17 protein-coding genes are annotated in these 19696 nt (G+C 52.0%); all 17 read right to left on the bottom strand.

What is annotated here, in order from left to right; translation table 11 throughout:
- Positions 1 to 263: 263 nt before the first annotated feature.
- Entirely contained in the window at positions 264 to 755 is a 492-nt protein-coding gene (locus KJW29_RS07895) for a YajQ family cyclic di-GMP-binding protein (protein ID WP_087570902.1), read from the bottom strand.
- Between the two features lie 72 nt (positions 756 to 827).
- Positions 828 to 1760 carry a helix-turn-helix domain-containing protein gene (locus KJW29_RS07890; protein ID WP_214629341.1) on the bottom strand — a complete coding sequence of 311 codons (933 nt, stop codon included), beginning with the start codon at positions 1758 to 1760 and terminating at the stop codon, positions 828 to 830.
- A gap of 47 nt (positions 1761 to 1807) precedes the next feature.
- Positions 1808 to 2575 carry a DUF3388 domain-containing protein gene (locus KJW29_RS07885; protein WP_214629340.1) on the bottom strand — a complete coding sequence of 256 codons (768 nt, stop codon included), beginning with the start codon at positions 2573 to 2575 and terminating at the stop codon, positions 1808 to 1810.
- Positions 2576 to 2826: 251 nt separating this feature from the next.
- On the bottom strand, positions 2827 to 3078 hold the full coding sequence (locus tag KJW29_RS07880; RefSeq protein ID WP_087570905.1) for a DUF3243 domain-containing protein: 252 nt from the start codon (positions 3076 to 3078) through the stop codon (positions 2827 to 2829).
- A 102-nt stretch (positions 3079 to 3180) separates the two neighbouring features.
- Positions 3181 to 3927, bottom strand: a complete 747-nt coding sequence (gene ymfI / locus KJW29_RS07875; RefSeq protein WP_108994335.1) for an elongation factor P 5-aminopentanone reductase — start codon at positions 3925 to 3927, stop codon at positions 3181 to 3183.
- Positions 3924 to 5210, bottom strand: a complete 1287-nt coding sequence (yfmH, locus tag KJW29_RS07870; RefSeq protein WP_214629339.1) for an EF-P 5-aminopentanol modification-associated protein YfmH — start codon at positions 5208 to 5210, stop codon at positions 3924 to 3926. The genes ymfI and yfmH overlap by 4 nt, the downstream gene beginning before the upstream one ends.
- A gap of 5 nt (positions 5211 to 5215) precedes the next feature.
- On the bottom strand, positions 5216 to 6490 hold the full coding sequence (gene yfmF / locus KJW29_RS07865; RefSeq protein WP_214629338.1) for an EF-P 5-aminopentanol modification-associated protein YfmF: 1275 nt from the start codon (positions 6488 to 6490) through the stop codon (positions 5216 to 5218).
- A 145-nt stretch (positions 6491 to 6635) separates the two neighbouring features.
- Entirely contained in the window at positions 6636 to 7433 is a 798-nt protein-coding gene (gene sleB, locus KJW29_RS07860; protein WP_214629337.1) for a spore cortex-lytic enzyme, read from the bottom strand.
- 134 nt (positions 7434 to 7567) lie between these two features.
- The gene (locus tag KJW29_RS07855; protein ID WP_214629336.1) at positions 7568 to 10345 is read right to left on the bottom strand and encodes an FtsK/SpoIIIE family DNA translocase; all 2778 of its coding nucleotides are present in this window, start codon (positions 10343 to 10345) and stop codon (positions 7568 to 7570) included.
- 64 nt (positions 10346 to 10409) lie between these two features.
- The gene (locus tag KJW29_RS07850) at positions 10410 to 10628 is read right to left on the bottom strand and encodes a YlzJ-like family protein (RefSeq protein ID WP_214629335.1); all 219 of its coding nucleotides are present in this window, start codon (positions 10626 to 10628) and stop codon (positions 10410 to 10412) included.
- Positions 10625 to 11461, bottom strand: a complete 837-nt coding sequence (locus KJW29_RS07845) for a ClpP family protease (protein WP_087570943.1) — start codon at positions 11459 to 11461, stop codon at positions 10625 to 10627. Before KJW29_RS07845 ends, KJW29_RS07850 begins: the two co-directional genes overlap by 4 nt.
- Positions 11462 to 11651: 190 nt before the next feature.
- Positions 11652 to 13334 (bottom strand): ribonuclease J, encoded by a 1683-nt coding sequence (locus KJW29_RS07840; protein WP_087570912.1) that lies wholly within the window; start codon positions 13332 to 13334, stop codon positions 11652 to 11654.
- 392 nt (positions 13335 to 13726) lie between these two features.
- Positions 13727 to 15055 carry a group II intron reverse transcriptase/maturase gene (gene ltrA / locus KJW29_RS07835; RefSeq protein ID WP_214625909.1) on the bottom strand — a complete coding sequence of 443 codons (1329 nt, stop codon included), beginning with the start codon at positions 15053 to 15055 and terminating at the stop codon, positions 13727 to 13729.
- A gap of 784 nt (positions 15056 to 15839) precedes the next feature.
- Positions 15840 to 16715 (bottom strand): 4-hydroxy-tetrahydrodipicolinate synthase, encoded by an 876-nt coding sequence (gene dapA / locus KJW29_RS07830; RefSeq protein ID WP_087570913.1) that lies wholly within the window; start codon positions 16713 to 16715, stop codon positions 15840 to 15842.
- A gap of 42 nt (positions 16716 to 16757) precedes the next feature.
- Entirely contained in the window at positions 16758 to 17972 is a 1215-nt protein-coding gene (gene dapG / locus KJW29_RS07825; protein WP_214629334.1) for an aspartate kinase, read from the bottom strand.
- Between the two features lie 215 nt (positions 17973 to 18187).
- Positions 18188 to 18778, bottom strand: a complete 591-nt coding sequence (locus KJW29_RS07820) for a dipicolinate synthase subunit B (RefSeq protein ID WP_214629333.1) — start codon at positions 18776 to 18778, stop codon at positions 18188 to 18190.
- On the bottom strand, positions 18775 to 19674 hold the full coding sequence (gene dpsA, locus KJW29_RS07815; protein ID WP_187100117.1) for a dipicolinate synthase subunit DpsA: 900 nt from the start codon (positions 19672 to 19674) through the stop codon (positions 18775 to 18777). The genes KJW29_RS07820 and dpsA overlap by 4 nt, the downstream gene beginning before the upstream one ends.
- Between the last annotated feature and the right edge of the window lie 22 nt (positions 19675 to 19696).

Here is a 19696-nt window from a genome sequence, read left to right as displayed (position 1 = left end):
ACGAAGTATGCCAAGAAGCCTATTCGACATCGAATATTGAATGCAGGCGAAACTAAGCGTATGCTTTCGAAGTATGTTTCCTCCGGAAACATTGCGGTTGCTCACGTAGCTTCCACTACGCTCCGCTACTCAGTTTCTACCTGCCTCCAATCTTCTCGGTGCTGAAAACCGGACTTTTTGAACACGCACTTCTACCACCGTACCGTTCGACCAATACATCCAATTCATTGCCGATTTTATTGTTTCTAATACATAAGACGCCTTTAACGATAATTTGTAAATTGCAGCTCGATAGGCAGATCGGCGCCGCGCAGCAAAGCCATCACCGCTTGCAGATCATCTTTGCTCTTGCCTGTGACTCGTAATTGATCGCCCTGAATTTGGCTTTTCACCTTCAGCTTGGAATCGCGAATGAGAATATTTATTTTTTTGGAGATGTCCTGTTCGATCCCTTGTCTCAGCTTGATGCGCTGCTTGACCGTGCCGCCGGAAGCGCCCTCGAGCTTGCCGAAGTCCATATTCTTGATGGGCACGCCCCGCTTTATCATCTTGGACTGAAGAATATCGATTACGCTTTTGAGCTTGTATTCGTCGTCAGAGCCGACTACCAGCTCTTCTTTTTCAAGGGCAATGCTGCTCTTGCTGCCTTTGAAGTCAAATCTTGTCTCGATCTCGCGTTCTGCCTGCGTGATCGCGTTGGATAACTCCTGCATGTCTACCTTCGATACAATATCAAATGAACTTTCGGAACTCATATGTAATAGGTCTCCCTTCTAGTTATTAATGCTGTTAATGAAAATTGAAACACTTTCGAATAATTATAATCATCATTCGCCTTTGGTAATGGAGTTCGAGCCCTCGCCGGTCGCTTCAGTTCCCGCTCCGCCTTCCGTACCAACACCGGTTCCGTCGCCAGCAGCAGCATCTTCCTCAGTCGGCTTAAGCAGCAGTTTCTTGGAGTTCGCGCGGTCGCCGTCCGGCACCAAAACGCCATCGACTTTGATCTCCGCGAGATCGGCGCGACCGACGTTTATGTAGAGAACGCCTGTCAATTCATAGGTTTGCACGGCGCCGTCCTCCGCATTGGCGTAAAACAATTTGTTGCCTGAGGAGCTGCCCTCGCGAACCTCAATCCAATTGCGGCCGCCGTTTACCTTAATCTCCAATTGATGTGTACCACCGGCTGGACCGATTAGGTATTGATCGGCACTGCCCGCCTTGCGGTCGAATACGACAGTTGTCGGAGCTTTAGTCGGAGGTGGAGGCGTAGGAGCCACATCCGGCGATGAACCCGTGCTTGTTTCTTGAGGCGGCTCCGAGTTTTCGGTTAGCGGAGTCTCATCGACGGTCTTGGGATCATCGGTATTTTTGTTAATGACAAAATACCATACCACAACAACGATGACAATGAGGAACAGCCACATAACCAGATTGAAGCCGATCTTGCCAAATCGCTCCGAAGTCTGGGATTTGACTTGCCTCGGCTTACGGGCAGGAATCGGTTCGACGGTTTGCTCGATTGGCGCGGCAGGAATCTCATGTTGATATAGTCTCAAAACTTCATCAGGCTCAAGTCCTACTGCTTCGGAATAGTTCTTGACGAAAGCGCGAACGTAGAAGGTTCCGGGGAGCACGCGGTAATCGCCGGATTCGATCGCCTCCAGATAACGTTTGCGAATCTTCGTCAATTCCTGAATGTCATCCAGCGACAAGTTGCGTTCCTCTCTGGCCCTTCTAAGCAAAGCTCCGAGTTCTGACATGTGGACATCCTCCTTTCAGCATAACAATAAATGGCAAGTACGGAGATTTAAAATTCGTCCGTGTAATTAGCGGTGAAGGATTCGTATGAAATCTCTTCGTCCGGCGTGTTGCGAAGCTCGATGATTATGTCGAAATGACTGTAGTCGTATTGCGATTCCTTGATGAAAATATCGGGATGCTCGATAACCTTCGTGGAAGGCAGAGCCATAATTTCCTGCAGCAGCGCGTAATGCTTCTCGTTGGAACGAATCGTGCTGACGATCCCGTCTATAATAAAGATGTTGTTCGGCTGCATCTCTTCTTCGGACAATTGACTGCGAACCGTCTGACGCAGCAGCGTGGACGATACGAATGTCCATCGTTTGTTGGAGCATACGCTTCCTGCAATAATGGATTCCGTTTTGCCGACCCGAGGCATCCCTCTAAGTCCGATAACATGATTGCCATCGCGCTTGAATACTTCTCCGAGGAAGTCGACCAACATGCCAAGCTCGTCTCTAACAAAGCGGAATGTCTTCCGGTCATCGGAATCCCGTTCAATATATCTGCCATGACGTACAGCCAGAATGTCGACGATTGTTGGCGCGCGAAGCTTGTTCACCGTAATATTATCTACCTTTTGAAGCATCTTGCCAAGCAGCTCGATTTTCTCTTCGTCATTCGTCTGCAACAACATGCCGCGCGTCCGATCCTCGACGCCATTGATCGTCAAAATATTAACTTCAAGCATACCTAGCAGCGAAGCGATGTCGCCAAGCAGACCCGGTCTATTTTTATGTATCTTGTATTCCATGTACCATTGCTTGATTTCCAATCTGTTCTCACCGTCCCCTGAAAGCGTAAAAATAGATAAAGTATGATGGGCAACCCTAATTCTCTATTCTACAAATTTCGTCACATTCCTGCAAATATAAATTAAACATTGCAGAAAAGCCCCCTTGTGGAGGCTTTCTGCAAACGTCAAGGTGAAACGCCTTTGCCGTTTTTTGGCGCAGCGAGTTTCTTTTCGAGCATTATAGGTCAAGTATGAGAAAAGTTATACTTTCCTATAATTTTTTAAAAATACTACGAGTGCTCGACCAGCTTGACCATACAGCTTGCGATGGCTTTGCGCTCCGATTCGTCGCCAACATCCCAAAGCTGTTTCAGCACGCTTTCCTCATCATTCTTAGGGTCGACCTTCTCGTCCAGGAAGGAGCCGATCTCATACGCCAGATTAGCGATGGTATCTTCGGTAAGCCCCATCTTTTTCGCTTGCGTTACACGGTCGGACAAAAAATGTTTCCAAGTATCGAAATTCGAAAGGACAGTTGACACGGCTCTTCGCCTCCTCATTGGTTTGGAAAAGAATCAGCAACAGTCCTTATTCTGCACCTTTCGAGCTTTCGTTATACAGCCCTTACGCGTGAGGGTCGAAGGTTAAGTATGCCAGCCACCGTTCGGGCTTATAATCTGTCCAGTAATATACGACGATTCCGGCAACGACAAAAAATAAACGAGCGAAGCGATTTCTTCCGCCGAGCCGAAGCGGCCTGCCGGTATTTCCTGTTGCAGAGCAGCCTTCTCCTCCAGATTAAATCCGTCCATCATATAAGTGTCCACTACTCCTGGAGCAACAGCGTTGACGGTAACACCCGATGGAGCAAGCTCCTTGGCCAACGCCTTGGTAAAGGCGTTAACGCCTCCCTTGGTCGTCGAATACAACACCTCGCAGGAAGCGCCCGACATTCCCCATACCGACGATACATTAATAATTCGTCCGTAACGTTGGGCAATCATATGCGGCATAAATAATTGCGTACTGAGAAACATGCCCTTTAAATTAACCGACATAACGTCGTCCCACTCATCCTCCGTAACGTCGGCAAGCATGCCATAGTGGGCGATCCCTCCGTTGTTGACCAGAATATCGGGCCTAATGTTATGGCTTAACAGCTTGTCGCGCATGCGGGCAAGTTGATCCTTCGATCTTAGATCGGCTGCGATCGTCATGACATTGGCCCCCAGCGCCATGCAGCGCCGGGCCGTTTCATTCGCTCGTTCGTGCGATTCCAAATAATGCAGGACGATATTGACTCCCTCCGCGGCGAAGCGCTGCGCGATGGCAGCGCCGATACCGCGGCTTCCCCCCGTTATCAATACCGTCGTTTCTTGCAGCGTCTTCATTCTGTCCCTTGTTCCACGATGGAGACGGCCAACTGACCGAAGTCGAAGTGTTCGCGAAGCCGCGCATTGACTTCGTCAAGCGTACATTGCTCGTAGAACTTGATCACGTCGAACATATCGCTGTCCCGGAACCGGTAACGGGTATATTCTCCGGCGATGGACTCGGGGGAATTCAGCATTCGCAAGTAACCGCCGATTTTTTTGCGCTTGGCACGCTCGAACGATGTCTGTTCGATGCCGCTGCCCACCGCCTCGGTTACAGCGGACTTAATCGCTTCGATAAGCGTATCGGGCTTCGGCGTATCGCCTCCAATAACGGAGAAGGCGTAGTCGGTGCTGGAATTATATTCGTGGCCAAACGAATCGGAGATCAGCTCCTGTTCGTAGAGCGATTGATATAATGGCGAGCTTGGACCGATCAGCGCTTCCAGCATCAGCTTCGTCACGATTTCCCGTTTCAGCAAGGCGTCTCCTGCCAGGCCGACGTTCTTCTCCTTGAAGCCCAACATACACTTAGGCAGCGACACTTGAAGCTTGGAGACTTTGCGCGGAATTTTGACGGACGAAGGCTCCTGGTCAAAATAACGTTTGATTTCACCCAGCGGCTGGAACGTTTTGGCATCCTGGTTGGCGCGGACAAGCTGGAACACTTCCTCGGCGTTGACTCCTCCCACGACAAACAACATCATGTTGGACGGATGATAAAAGGTTTCGTAACAGCGATACAACGTCTCCTTATCGATCTGCTTGATCGACTCCACCGTGCCGGCAATGTCGATATGAACCGGATGGGTATGGTACAGGGCGTCAATAAGTCCGAAATAAACGCGCCAATCCGCGTTGTCCCGATACATATTGATTTCCTGTTCGATGATCCCCTTCTCTTTGTCTACGTTGGCATCGGTGAAATAAGGGTTTTGAACAAAATTGATTAATGTCGTTAAATTTTCGTTGATTTGCTCCGTGGCCGAGAAAAGATAGACCGTGCGGTCAAATGTCGTGAAAGCATTCGCCGATGCGCCTTGCGCCGCGAACACGGAGAAAATATCGCCTTCCGGCTCCTCAAACATCTTGTGCTCGAGAAAATGCGCGATGCCGTCCGGCACTTTTGCCGGCTCCTGTCCCGATACGGAGAAATGATTGTCGACAGAGCCGTACTTCGTCGAGAATGTGGCGTATGTCTTCTGAAAGCCTTCCTTTGGGAGCACGACGATCTCAAGGCCGTTGCTCAGCACTTCCCGATACAATGTCTCTTGAACATGCGGATAGCGTAAAGTTTCCATTTGCCCTAAGCCTCCTTCCGGTCGCGCAGGAAGTAGATCGTATCCAGCTGCACACGTTTCGCAACCGCTACGATATCTTCCGCCGTCACGTCCTGTACTTGCTTAAGCAGCTCGCCCGCCGTTCGTTCCTTGCCCGTCAGCACGCTATTGAAATCGTACGAAAGCATCTCGTAAGCGGAATCCTGCATCTCCCGGAGATGATTGGAGATCATCGCCTTGGTTTGATTGATTTCCAGATCGGACAGTTGGCCTTGCTTCATGGATTCCAGCTGCTCTTTGATGATGGCGACGGCTTTCTCGTAATTAGCGAATTCGATGCCGGACTGTATCGTACAGATGCCCTTATGGCCGTCAAGCCGGCTAGCCGCGTAGTAGGCGAGGCTCTCCTTCTCCCTTACGTTCATAAACAGCTTGGAATGCGGATATCCGCCTAGAATTCCATTATAAAGCAGAGCGGCAGGATACAAGGCATCATTATAGCCGACTCCGGTTCGAAGGCCCATGTTCAGCTTGCCCTGACTCACTTCGAGACGATCGACGACATTCTTCACTTCCGTCACATCATGCTGCGTTACGGGATGCTTATAAGCAGAAGGTGATCCGCTCTTCAATTGGAAAGCTCCTCGTACAAGCTTCGTCACTTCTTCCAGTGACGTATCGCCTACGACATAGAGATCCAGCGCTGCGTCGTTTAGCCACTGATCATAGGTCTCGCGCAGCGATTGCGGAGTAATAGCCGCGATGTCGCTCCGCTGTCCCAGCGGATGCAAGCGATATGGATCGTCCGCGCACATCTCCTCGATGCAGCGTTCCGCTGCATATCTGATCTTGTCGTTGACAATAGCCTCCAGTCGCTTGCGCAGCGTTTCCTTCTCGGCCTCCACGTACTTGGCACGGAAGCCGCCGTTTTCGATGAGCGGATTCGTGACGACATCGCCCAAAAATCCGATCGAGGAAGCCAGCAGCGAATGTTCGGAAGAGACGAAAGCGTCGTTAATGACATCCATTTTGAATTGAATGATTTGGGAATCGCCCCGTTTGTATACATCGAAGCCGAAGCCGGCTCCGTACATATCGTCAAGCTTCTCGCGGAAATTGATCGTCTCCGGCGTGGACGCCGTCCCCCTGCGGAGCACGAACGGGATCAGAGCAACAGGCGTGACCGTCTCCTCCTGGAGAGGAAGGCCCGCGAACAACGAAATCGCAAACGTTTTGAACCGATTGGTGGGCAGTACATGCAAGCGAATACGCTCTAATTGCCCTCGTTGGAATGCACTCACGTAGGTTGGCTCCTTTCAGCGGCTTCACCTTCTGGTGCAACCGTTTTTACCATTTTAACCGATCAGAAATGGAAGAAGCAACCACGCCTGCTTGCGAGCAGAAGCGGTCGCTTCAAGGTTTGTCCGACGATTGCCGGCACTTGGCCTACATACAGAATATATGTTTGCCAATCGTCTTAATTTGCGTTCTTGTCCAAATCCACGCGGAAGTTGCCGTATCCGGATTAAAATAATACAGACATCCGCCCGACGGATCCCAGCCGTTAAGGGCGTCCTCGACTGCTTCTCTCGCCTTCTGATTCGGCGTCAAATAGATTTGGCCATCAGCCACGGCCGTGAACGCGCGCGGTTGGAAAATAACGCCGTAAACCGTGTTCGGAAAGCTCTCGGATCGGACGCGATTCAGAATGACTGCGGCTACCGCAACCTGCCCCTCGTATGGTTCGCCGCGCGCTTCGCCGTAGACGGCATTCGCCATAATCTTCAAGTCGTTCTCCGAAAGTCCCAGTCGATTGGATTGAGCCAAATTGCTTCCCGAGCCGGTGCCTGCATTACCTCCGGTATTGCTCCCGCCTCCGGTACCGCCTGGAGCTGCCCCGCCGGGAGAAGTAGAACCCGGCTTCCAGTTTTTCGTTGCATTCACCAGCTTTTTCTTCGTCTCGGCGCCGACGATCCCGTCGGATTTCAGGCCGAATTTCCATTGGAACCAGGTTACGGCTCCCTTCGTCTTGGAACCGAACACACCGTCTATCTTGCCATTATAATAGCCTAGATGGGTCAGTCTGCCTTGCAGCTCCTGCACGTCCGCACCAGATGAGCCGACCTTAAGAGTTGCGCTGCTGAACGTCTCCGATACGGGACCAAAGCTTCCCTTAATAGCGTAGAAGGAGCTAAATGCAAGCAGCACGACGAGCGAAGTCACCACGATCAAACGAATTCTCATGTAGGGATCTGCCTTTCTCATGCAAGTTAGTTCGCTACGGATAGCGTTACCTGAGAGTAGTATGAGAAAATTGATTCCCTTCTATGCAAGAATTCGGCAAAAGAGAAGTTTTAAATCCGTGTTGAACAACCTCTTTAGGAGCTGGCGCGGTTCGCTTGGAACTGCTCGAGAGACATCAGCACCTCGCGCGGCTTGCTTCCTTCGTAAGGGCCAACGATGGAACGTGCCTCCATCTGGTCGATCAGTCTCGCAGCACGTGTATAACCGATTCTCATCCTGCGCTGGAGCAGCGATACGGAAGCCTGCTTTGCCTCAACAACGATCTGTACCGCCTGGTCAAACAGCTCGTCAAGCTGCATGTCTTCGTCCTCGGATTCCGCGTCAATTTCTGGCACGAGATCCTCCTTGTATTCCGCCTCTCCCTGATTCCTCGCAAAACTTACCAGTGCTTCCACCTCCTGATCGGAGAGGAAGGCGCCTTGTACGCGAATCGGCTTCGACATGCCCACGGGCAAGAACAGCATATCTCCGCGTCCGAGCAGCTTCTCGGCTCCTCCCATATCGAGAATCGTCCTGGAATCGACTTGCGACGAGACTCCGAACGCGATTCGGGAAGGGATGTTCGCCTTAATAACGCCTGTAATGACGTCGACGGATGGCCGCTGAGTAGCAATAATGAGATGAATTCCCGCGGCACGGGCCATCTGCGCAAGTCTCGCAATGGAGTCCTCGACATCGTTCGCGGCTACCATCATTAGATCCGCCAACTCGTCCACGATGATGACGTAGTACGGCAAAACGGCGGCCGGATTGTCAGCCATCAGCGTATTGTAGCCTTCGATATTGCGCGTCGACGATTTGGAGAACAGCTCGTACCGTTTCTCCATCTCCACGACGATCTTCTTAAGCGCTAGCGATGCCCTGCGCGGATCCGTGACGACCGGAGCCAACAAATGCGGGATGCCGTTGTAGATGTTCAGCTCCACCATCTTAGGATCGATCATAAGGAATTTCACTTCGTCCGGTTTGGCCTTATACAGAATGCTCGTAATAATGCCGTTGATACAGACGGACTTGCCGGAGCCTGTTGCGCCGGCAACCAGCAAGTGAGGCATACGTGCAAGGTTGCCGACGATCGTCTGACCGGATATATCCCGGCCGAACGCAATGGAGAGCTTGGAGGTAGCCGTCTGGAAGGCAGGCGTCTCCATCACCTCTCTCATGGTGACGACGGACACTTCCATGTTGGGCACCTCGATGCCAATGGCAGACTTACCTGGTATCGGCGCTTCCATCCTTACATCCTTAGCCGCAAGAGCCAATGCAATATCATCGGTAAGGCCAACGATTCGGCTTACCTTGACGCCCGTCGCGGGCTGCACTTCGTAACGGGTAACCGCAGGCCCCCGAACGACGTCCAGCACCTTCGCGCGTACGCCGAAGCTTTCCAGCGTCGCTTCCAGCTTGCGCCTGGAATCGTACATATCCGAAGCGTCGGAGCCTCTGCTCATGCCAAGCGGCTTCTGCAGCAAAGTGAACGGCGGCAAACGATATGGCTTGGGTGCAGGCGGAGCAGGCGGGGCTCCGCTGACGACCATTTCTTCGCCAACCGGCCTTCGCGGAACCGTTTCGCCGCTTGCTTGAACGGCCTCGGCGCTATTGTCGTCCTCGTCGAACGTTTCGTCTTGCATGCCGTCTGCGACATCGTCAAGATTCTCTGCAAGCACGTCAGTCTCTTTCATCTCGTTATAGGTTTGATTGTCGTCGTATTCTTGCTGTTGGGCGTTAGGAGGCCAATCGGGATTCCCCCATGCCTGCGCCTCCCCGTACTCTTCTCCTGTTGGGGAGGATGGATCGTTAGGTACGATCCCCTCCGTCTCTCCCTTGTCGGCAAGGTCATGATCATCCTGCCGCATCCATGGAGGGAGCGAATCATTATTATCTTCAAACTGAGTTTCTGTCCCTATGCCGTTTTCATCGGAGCTTTCGCCCGTTTTCTCCCATGGCTGCTCGGCAAGTCCGTTTTCCCATGAACTAACCGCTGCGCCTGGCTGTTCGTCCTTATCGCCAGTGAACTCCCACTCGTCATCCTCGGAGGCATGGCTCTTGCTCTCTTCGTTCCGCCAAGCGAAGAATATCGATTTACGTTTCTTTGGCCTCGGCTTGGCGAATTGATCATCATCATCGATCGTATCGTCATCGTATAATCCGCTTGGCTGAGCAGCCGTCGCTCCCGCAGCGGCAGCGGCAGCTTCACGCTTCGCCTTGTGGCTGCTTCGCTTGGCGTTAAGCAGCTTCAACATCCGTATGAATCTTGTCCGTATCAATCGGACCAGCTCGACATACGACTTGCCCGTTATCAACATGATCGCTATGGCGAACATGACAATATTAATGATGACGGCTCCGTAATAGCCAAACAAGGTGAATAACATTGCTAACATGAGCGCGCCAACATAACCTCCGCTAATAGGCTTGTCTTGAATTCGGAGTTCGCTCACCCCGTCAGAGGCCGAGGTCAGAAGCTGCTCCTGCAGCCCCTGGCTAAGCGCTCCCAAAATAACGCCGCCTGATAACGTCTCTCTTTCGACGCCCTGGAATCTGGCGTTTACATCGGAGATCGAGCTGCTGAGCGCAAGGCCCAGCACAAGCACAAGCAGCCCCGTCTTGCGGCTTGTCCAGCCCCGGGGCCATGCCCTCTTAACCATTACAGTAAGACCTATGTATATGCCGACAAGCGCAAGCACGAAATAAAATTTGCCCAGAAACAAACCAAACAGCTTGGATAAGGCGCGTCCTACAGTCGCTTCGCCGGATAATGCGATGATGGATATTGTAATAATGAGAATACCGTATACTTCATACTTCAGTTGAGCGCCAATCGATTTTTTGCGTCCCTTTTTCTTTGCCATGCCGTCACCTCGGATTTCCATTATAGCACAGTTCCGGGTGACGGACTATTTCACTTCCGAACAACTATTCGAAGCCGAATGTAATAAATGCTCCCGGCGCCAGCGTTGGATCCAGATAGTCGTACAAGGAGCAATCCAACAGTCTTACAATTTTACCGCAGCCTGGCGCTACGGGAACAACAAGCATTCTTACACCCTTTGCCGTAACGTCAAGCATAGGTTCCCCCTCTTCTCCGTAGCCCTGTAGAACCAGCTCTAGAGGCATGATCGTATGCAGGGTCATTGCGTAGCGCCTCCTTCTAAACCGACCTCGCTTGACGCAGCCATAATTCCAGCTGCAACTGATGCGTCTATGCTCGAAGGTTGAGGCGCTGCCGCACGTTTCGTTTCAATCAATCCATTTAAACTCCGAAGCGCATCTCCCAATCCGCCGATATTGTCAATGAGGCCATGCTTTACGGCATCAGCTCCGATTACTGTCGTACCGATATCGCGTGTAAGCTCGCCAGTCTTGAACATGAGTTCTTTAAAAGTAGTCTCAGAGATATTCGAATGAGAAGTAACGAATCGTACGACGCGTTCCTGCATTTTCTCCAAATATTCGAACGTTTGCGGCACTCCGATGACCAGTCCGTTCATCCGGATGGGATGAATCGTCATTGTTGCGGTTTCCGCGATATAGGATAGGTCTCCTGACACCGCTATGGGTACGCCGATGGAATGCCCGCCGCCAAGCACTAACGTTACCACCGGCTTCGACAATGATGCGATCATCTCGGCGATGGCGAGTCCGGCCTCAACATCTCCTCCCACCGTGTTTAGTACGATTAGCACCCCTTCGATTTTCGGATTCTGTTCGGCGGCTACAAGCTGGGGGATCATGTGTTCATATTTCGTCGTCTTATTTTGCGGCGGAAGAATGAGATGACCTTCGACTTGTCCGATGATTGTCATGCAAAAGATATTGGATTCCGCCGGAACTGGCGGAGATACGGTTCCTAATTGCTGAATGCTTTCAATTGCAGCCGATTTCCGCTTCTCGTCTTGAGGCGCTCCTTGCGGTTCAGGTTGGGCCGGCGGCGGCTCCGATCCATTGCTTTTAATTCCTTCATTCATGTATCCATACGACATGCTTATATCCCCCTCATATCCATCATGTAGTTCTACAGCTTGTCATAGTATGGAATGTCATGAGAACAATTATCCGAACGATTGTACCGAAGCATCCGCCATAAAAAAATCGCCTTCCCTCCGGTTGCCCGGCTGAAAAGCGATTTCTATATCGTGATGGGTATTTGTATACCGTCTAAACCTCCATGATGATCGGCAATATCATAGGGCGGCGACGTGTCTGTTCGTAGAGGAATCGTCCAAGAGCGTCCTTGACGTTAGTCTTGAGCGATGCCCACTCATTAACTTTGTCGTTCATAAGCTTGTTGAGTGTTGAAGTGACGATCCGGTTGGCTTCGTCCAGAAGGCCTTCCGACTCCCTTACGTATACGAACCCGCGGGAGATGATGTCCGGACCGGATAGAATCGTGCCATCCTGCTTGCTGAGCGTCACGACTACGACCAGAATGCCGTCTTGCGACAGCAGCTTGCGATCACGCAATACAATGTTGCCTACGTCGCCAACGCCAAGTCCGTCAATAAGAACATTGCCTGCCGGCACCTTGGAGCCCTTGCGACCGGCGCCGCCTTGGAATTCTACCGTATCGCCGTTCTCGACAATGAAAATATTTTCCTTATCGATGCCGATTGACTCGCCCAGTCTGCCATGCAAGCGAAGCATACGATATTCGCCGTGAATCGGAATAAAGTACTTTGGCTTGATTAGGTTCAGCATGAGCTTAAGCTCTTCCTGGCTGCCGTGACCCGATACGTGGACGCCAGACACGGAGCCTGGTCCATAGATGACGTTGGCGCCGAGCTTGAACAGCTCGTCTACCGTACGTCCTACGTAACGCTCATTGCCAGGAATCGGCGTAGCGGCGATAATAACCGTGTCGCCAGGCAAAATATCGACTTTGCGATGCGTGGAGCGCGCCATTCTCGTCAAAGCGGACATGGGCTCTCCCTGGCTGCCAGTGCAAAGAATAACGACGCGGTCGGCGGCCAGCTTGTTCACTTCCTCCGGCTCGATCAGCATGCCTTCAGGGATGTTAAGGTAGCCAAGCTCCGATGCGATACCGACTACGTTGACCATGCTGCGGCCAACGACTGCAATCTTGCGGCGAGTTGCAATCGAAGCGTTGATGATCTGTTGAATCCGATGCACGTTGGAAGCGAAGGTGGCAACGACGACGCGTTGGGTGGACTTGCGGAAGATATCTTCAAGCTCGTCCCCTACCTTGCTCTCGGAAGGCGTATAGCCAGGCCGTTCTGCGTTTGTACTGTCGGACAGCAATGCCAGTACGCCGCGGCTGCCGATTTCGGCAATACGCTGCAGGTCGGCGAACTGATCGTTTACAGGCGTATGGTCGAACTTGAAGTCGCCCGTATGAACGACGATGCCTTCCGGTGTATCCAGGCAGACGCCTACGGAGTCCGGAATACTGTGGTTGGTCTTGAAGAAGCTCGCACGAATGGCGCCGAGTTGAATCTCGGAATCCGCATTGATCAGGATGCGCTTCGTCTCGCCCAGCAGGCCCGCTTCCTTAAGCTTTCCTTCGATCAGTCCGAGCGTCAGCTTTGTTCCGTAGACAGGAACATTAAGATGTCTGAGCACGTATGGCAGACCGCCAATGTGGTCTTCGTGACCGTGTGTAATGAGGATGGCGCGAACCTTGTCGCGGTTCTCCGTCAGGTAAGAAATATCCGGGATGACAATATCAATGCCGAGCATGTCCTCTTCCGGGAATTTGAGACCCGAATCCACAACGACGATATCGTTGTTATATTGGATCACGTACATGTTTTTGCCGATCTCGCCTACTCCGCCCAGTGCGAATATAAGCAGCTTATCTTGGTTGTTGTTTTTCTTAGACAAATGGATCTATACCTCCTATAGAAAGTGTCATTATTCATGCTTTATCCGATTATTGGTATTACAGATAACGCCAGATGCCGCTCTGACGGTAAGAACTGGAATTGATTTTGTTTGCCGCACCCAATCACTTGTGATCATTATACATGATGAAAAAGATGGAATACAAGTGCAACCGGATAATCCTCTATCCGATAGCGTCTCCAAAACGTTTCATCCTTAGTTATGCAAAAAAACCGATGCAGCGCATCGGTTCTTGCTCTAACAGACACCAGCGACGCTATTTGTCCGATTTTTAACCTCAAACAAATCTGTAGAGTAAAGGGCTGGGACTACCAGCCCCTCCTCATCAAACCGTACGTGCGGTTTTCCCGCATACGGCTTTCCGACGTTCTTCACCTTGCGCAGTACGTACTCTTCCAGGTTGTGACGGATTGTAACCCTGCTTCCTTTAGCATCTTGAAGAATCCGGATTGACGCAGCCTCCACCTTTTAAACTTCTTCCGGCAGAAGATCATCAGCCTCTTACGGATATACCAGTCGATCTTGGCCAAGAAGCCATTGGCTAGGCCTTTGTCCGCTTTGGCATAATAGTTTCTCCACCCCACTATTTTCGGGTTGAGTACTGCGATGATCTCGCTGGTCATTTGCTTCAGTAGCGTTCGCGACGACGTGCATGCCTTTACTTTCGTCTTCATCTTCTTCATCGCTTTCTGCGACGGGAAGCACCGGAGAATTCGTGCCACTTTTCCCCCTTTGCGCATGACCGGCAGTCGACGAAAATGATGGCCGAGAAAGTCGAAGCCTTGATCGTCCTCCCACACATTCACCAGCTTGCTTTTCTCCGTATTCATGCTCAGCTCCAGTTTTGCGAATACAGCTTTCAATACCTGTATCGCTTCCAGCGCTTCTGCTTTTCGATGACATAGGATGACCAGATCGTCAGCGTAACGGACCAGCGTTCCGAGCTGCGTGTAGTTCCTCTCCCAGATCGTGTCCAGGTAGTTCAAGTAAATGTTAGCCAATAGCGGAGAAATGACGCCTCCTTGCGGGCTTCCGATGTCCGAAGCATAGAACTCGCCTTCTTTCATCACGCCTGCCGTCAGCCATCCGCGGAGAAGTTTCAGTACTTTCCGGTCGTTGACTCGTTGTTCGACGAGTGCCATCAGCTTCTCATGTGAGATGTTGTCAAAGTAGCCCCGAATGTCGACATCCACGACCCAATATACTCTCCCCTCGTTCGCCGTTGTCAGGATCTTTTGCAGCGCATCGTGCGCGCTGCGTTTCGGACGAAACCCATAGGAGAAGTCTTTGAAGTCGGCCTCGAAGATGCCTTCCAGTACGAGCTTTGTCGCCATCTGTACCAGTCGGTCTCTCACCGTCGGAATGCCGAGTGGTCTTGTCTTTCCATCATCTTTTGGAATATCTACTCGGCGTACCGGCGTTGGTCGATAGGTACCGTTTCTCAGTTGACCGCATGTCTCCGCGATAAACCGCTTCTCGCCATAGTCTTCGTTGATCGACTGGATCGTGATTTTGTCGACCCCGGCACTCCCTTTATTGGCCTTTACTCGCATCCACGCATAGGTCATGATGTCCTCGCGACTGATCTTGTCATACAGAGCATGGAACCGCCGTCCTGGCTTTTCCTTAGCTGCAAGGTAGAGGGTTCTTTGAAGTTCTCGAGCTTTTTCTTTGGCGTTGTTAGCCTTTGCGGCATTCACTCACTCTTACCTCCTTGGTTCCCATGAACGAAGTGGGGTATTGTCTTTCGACGCCCTTCCCTCCACAAGGTTATGTTGTCCTTGCTTCCTCGGTACTACGGCCCCCTCCGACTCCCTTCCCACCGCTAGCCACTTCACCTTTCAAGGCTTATAGGTTTGCTCGTTACGGCCCCTTGCTGCCGTGTGGGGGAGGGTCTCCCTAGTTCCGAACATAACTGTCTCCACATGCCGATCCCCATACACCGGAGGGTTCTTCCGTGCTGCTCCAAGTTCTGTGCACGTTCCATGGCCTTCGCCCGTCCGCTCAAGGCTCGGCTCCCTCTTGTCCCTTGCGGGTTCCTTTTGACGATGCGGCAGGATTCACTCGGATGTTACGGCCTGAGGGCTTGCTTCGCATGATTTTTTTTTTTTCATGCTTTTCGTAGGGCTTCAACCCATGAATTTCTCCATGACCTGCCTACTAGCTACGGGGCAGCTTGGCCTTTACCCCGGCTGAACTTTCATCAGCTAGTTATGCCCAGCTTGGCTAGGCGCACAACGGACTCAGATGACGCTATTTGGTGCATTTCCGCCCATTCTATGCGATTTTGACGTGAATAAGGTCGTCTGGGTCCGTTACAATTTGAACAGACCCCATTTTGCGAAATAGCGACTGCAGTGTCCGTTACGCTCAGCCTTTACTTAACTGCGCTGTCGTCCACAATGAATCGATAGCCCCTGTTAGTCCATTAGATTGTCGAAAAACTAAAAAAATCGAAAAATAGCGTCATTTATGTCCGTTTTACTATGAAATCAAATCGCGAAGAAAAGCCCGCTCCGCTTCGTTTGCATCGATCAGCGGAAGCCGCACCCCGCCAACGGGATAACCTTTGAGCGACAACGCATATTTAACCGCGACCGGATTCGGCACGGGATGAGGACAGTTGAACAAACCCTTGAAAATGGTGAACAGCTTTCCATTTAGCTTTGCTGCTTCCGCGACATTACCCTCTACATAGGCATTAACCAACGCCTTCATGTCGGCTCCAATAATGTGGCTCGCCACGCTGACGATTCCGTATGCTCCGACAGCGAGTGCCGGCAGCGTCATGGCGTCGTCCCCGCTGTATACGCGGAATCCGTCCGGCGCTCCGCTTACGATCAGAGTAAGTTGCTCCAGCGAAGCACAATCCTTCGTTGCAACAATGTTGTCAAGCTGTGCCAGGCGAAGCGTCGTCTCTACGGAAATATTGACCCCCGTGCGCCCTTCCACGTTATAGAGTATGATCGGCAGCGTTGTCGATTCTGCTATAGCCTTGAAGTGGCGGTACAAACCTTCTTGGGAAGGCTTATTATAATAAGGAGCGACAAGCAGGATTCCGTCCACGCCGCATTGCTGGGCAGATTTCGTCAGATGAATCGTATGGGCAGTGTCGTTGCTGCCCGTACCGGCGATGATCTTGCAACGTCCAGCGGCGTGCTCGACCGCGAATGCGAAGAGCTTCAGCTTCTCTTCCTCCGTCAAGGTAGGCGACTCGCCCGTCGTGCCGGAGACAACGATGCTGTCACTGCTTTGCTCGTCAATCAAGTAATCAATCAGCTTACCGGCGGTTTGCCAATCGATAGATCCTTCCGCATCAAATGGTGTAACCATCGCTGTAATCAATCTTCCGAAATCCATAGAGACTCCTCCTAGAATTGTACAATAATGCTGTTAATTGCTTCATAAATGAAGATCGAACTTGAAATGCAGCGCACGAAGCGCGACCGCCATATCTTCGTCGCGGACCAGGACCCAGATTGTAGTATTGGAATCGGAGGATTGCATGATGCTGATGCCTTGCTCCGTCAACGCCTCGACGATACGCGCCATGACGCCCGGCTGACCGTTCATTCCGCCTCCAATGACGGAGATCTTGGCGCAGCCAGGGGTCAGCACCGGCGCGAAGCCCGCTTCGCGAAGCAGCCGTTCCGCGGTATCCGCGTCCCGGTCATAGACCGTGTATAGAGCGCCGCTTGGCGTAACATTAATAAAGTCTACGCTGATATGATGCCTGGCCATCGTCTGGAACACTTGCAGTTGCATGTCGTTCTGTCCCTCGATCGCTTTTACCGCTATCTGGGTAATGCCGGGCACATGCGCAATGCCGGTCACATATCTGTCCCTGAAATCATGATCGGCTGCCGCAGAAGCATCATCCGTAACAAGCGTGCCGACCTCCTCCGAGAAGGTGGAGCGAACCCTTACCGGGATTTTCGCCTGCTGGGCAATCTCGACCGCACGGGGGTGCACAACCTTGGCCCCTTGCCTAGCCAAGTTGCAAATTTCCGCATAACTTACGACAGGAAGCGGTTTGGCATCGGCCACGATCCGGGGATCCGCCGTCAAAATGCCATTTACGTCGGTGTAAATATCGACCATTTCCGCGCGCAAAGCAGCGCCGATTGCCGTCGCCGTCGTATCGCTGCCGCCCCGTCCAAGCGTCGTCAGGTCGCCATGGGCGGTTACGCCCTGGAAGCCGGCGACCACGACAACATGGCCTTTAGCCAATTGCGTGAGGACGGGCTCCGGGTCAATACGCTTAATTCGCGCCGAACCGAAGCTTTCGTCCGTTAAAATCCCTGCGCTTCCACCCGTTAACGCAACAGAGGAAATGCCTCTGGCATTGAGCATGCTGCACAATACGGCTGCCGATATAATCTCGCCGCAGCCAAGCAGCATATCCCTTTCTTTTGCCGGTAGACTGTCTCCGCTTTGCCGGACAAGCTCTAATAACGTATCCGTGGCGTACGGATCTCCGCTGCGTCCCATAGCGGAAACGACGACGACAAGACTATTGCCGTCGCCCCGTTCCCTATTGATATGATAAATAACACGTTCTCTAGCTTCCGGGCTGGATACCGAGGTTCCTCCGAATTTCTGTATGAGGATTCGCAAGCCGTTAGCCTCCTATCTTCGAGTGAAGACGAGAAGCAGCACGTTATCCGTAATGAATCCATGAACCCGTGGAAAATAATTGCTGCGATATGAACATGATCCTTGCCAAGCCTTGTAGATGGTCCTCGGAAGTCAGAGGCAGCTGCTTAACATCCTCGATCGTTTGATCCCATTCGTTATCCAACAATGACTTCTAAAGTCGTGGAACGCCTCAATTATCCGTGCCGCTCTACCAGCATCGGCTGAAGCTGCTTGCCCTGAAGCGCGGCCTCGCAAGCTTCCAGCACCAGATCCATACGAGCGACCAGCGAATTGGGCTTCTGAATCGGATTATCCTGACCAAAGGGTACGAAATATATATGTTTAGCTACTAATAGCTTCGCTATATTCGCGGCGTTAAGGCCCAAGCCGTCATTCGTCGAAATGGCGAGTACGATCGGTCTGCCGTTGCGCATCTGCGCTTTGGCGGCCATCAATACAGCGCTGTCCGTAATTGCGTTAGCGAGCCGGCTCGTCGTGTTGCCCGTGCAAGGCGCGATAACAAGAACGTCAAGCAGCTTGGAAGGTCCAAGCGGCTCCGCCTGAACGATCGTCGAAATGATCTCGTTGCCCGTAATGCCCCTAAGCTGCTCTTGCCATTCCTTCGCCGTTCCGAATCTCGTATCTGTCGTAATCAGCGTATTCGAAACGATCGGCACGACATTTGCACCGGCATCGACGAATCGCTTGATCTCCGGCATCACCTCTGCGAACGTGCAGTGAGAGCCGGACAATGCATAACCTACCGTTATTTCGTTCCAATTCATATCCCATTCCCCCGCTTATTCGTATCATCCATGATCAACTGAGTCAAGCAATCCGCTATGATGCGTCCAGCTGTTTTGGGTGCGACGATTCCGGGGAGTCCGGGTGCGAGCATCGCCTTGATGCCACGTTTCTCTGCGAAGCGGAAATCGGTTCCGCCAGGCTTCGAGGCAAGGTCGATGATAACCGCTCGCGATGGTAGATTTGCGATAATTTGCGCTGTGACTATCATAGTCGGAATTGTATTAAAAAGCAAGTCAATGTTGCCCGCATTATGCAGTAAAGCCCCCGTATAGAAAGGCTCGAAGCCCATCTCCGCCGCCCTTGCAAAATGCTCTGAGCGCCTGACGCCAACCTTGACTTTAGCCCCTAATCCATGCAAAGCTCGAGCCATCGTAAAGCCGGTCCGGCCAAAGCCAAGCACCATGCTTCGTGAACCATGGATTGTAATATCCGTATTCTGAATAGCCATCATCAGGGCGCCTTCCGCCGTTGGGATGGAATTATAGATGGCTACATCGTCCCGATCGAACAGCTCGACCAGCTTCAGGCCGTATTGCCCGCACAATTGTTTCAAGTAAGGCTTTGCCATGCCCGTATAAACCGTACAATGCGCGGGCAGCTTCGCAAGATGTGCTTCGCCGAGCACAATTTCCCGATCGCTGAATACGGCGTGAATCAGGCCATTGTCTTCGGTACCTACGGCAGGCAGCAGCAGCGCGTCGACATTTTCGAACAATGCTTCTTCGAACTCGGCATGCACGGCGCCGTCGAGCGAAGAGTGCAAGCCATCGAAGCCGCATACCGTGACGGAAGCGTCCAGCTCGCTCAGCTTGCGTATAACCTCCAGCTGCCGGGCATCGCCGCCGAGCATCAGCACTTGAACGCCTGTAAGCATTAAGCGTCACTCCTTTCAAAAA

This window comes from Paenibacillus agaridevorans (assembly GCF_018604145.1).
Lineage (GTDB): Bacteria > Bacillota > Bacilli > Paenibacillales > Paenibacillaceae > Pristimantibacillus > Pristimantibacillus agaridevorans.
This window is presented reverse-complemented; position numbering and strand designations above follow the sequence as displayed.

Excerpts from the sequence above, each read along its gene's own strand:
- KJW29_RS07895 (WP_087570902.1), bottom strand. The coding sequence starts at position 755 with ATGAGTTCCGAAAGTTCATTTGATATTGTATCGAAGGTAGACATGCAG.
- KJW29_RS07890 (WP_214629341.1), bottom strand. The coding sequence starts at position 1,760 with ATGTCAGAACTCGGAGCTTTGCTTAGAAGGGCCAGAGAGGAACGCAAC.
- ymfI (WP_108994335.1), bottom strand. The coding sequence starts at position 3,927 with ATGAAGACGCTGCAAGAAACGACGGTATTGATAACGGGGGGAAGCCGC.
- yfmH (WP_214629339.1), bottom strand. The coding sequence starts at position 5,210 with ATGGAAACTTTACGCTATCCGCATGTTCAAGAGACATTGTATCGGGAA.
- sleB (WP_214629337.1), bottom strand. The coding sequence starts at position 7,433 with ATGAGAATTCGTTTGATCGTGGTGACTTCGCTCGTCGTGCTGCTTGCA.
- KJW29_RS07855 (WP_214629336.1), bottom strand. The coding sequence starts at position 10,345 with ATGGCAAAGAAAAAGGGACGCAAAAAATCGATTGGCGCTCAACTGAAG.
- KJW29_RS07850 (WP_214629335.1), bottom strand. The coding sequence starts at position 10,628 with ATGACCCTGCATACGATCATGCCTCTAGAGCTGGTTCTACAGGGCTAC.
- KJW29_RS07845 (WP_087570943.1), bottom strand. The coding sequence starts at position 11,461 with ATGAATGAAGGAATTAAAAGCAATGGATCGGAGCCGCCGCCGGCCCAA.
- dapA (WP_087570913.1), bottom strand. The coding sequence starts at position 16,715 with ATGGATTTCGGAAGATTGATTACAGCGATGGTTACACCATTTGATGCG.
- KJW29_RS07820 (WP_214629333.1), bottom strand. The coding sequence starts at position 18,778 with ATGAATTGGAACGAAATAACGGTAGGTTATGCATTGTCCGGCTCTCAC.
- dpsA (WP_187100117.1), bottom strand. The coding sequence starts at position 19,674 with ATGCTTACAGGCGTTCAAGTGCTGATGCTCGGCGGCGATGCCCGGCAG.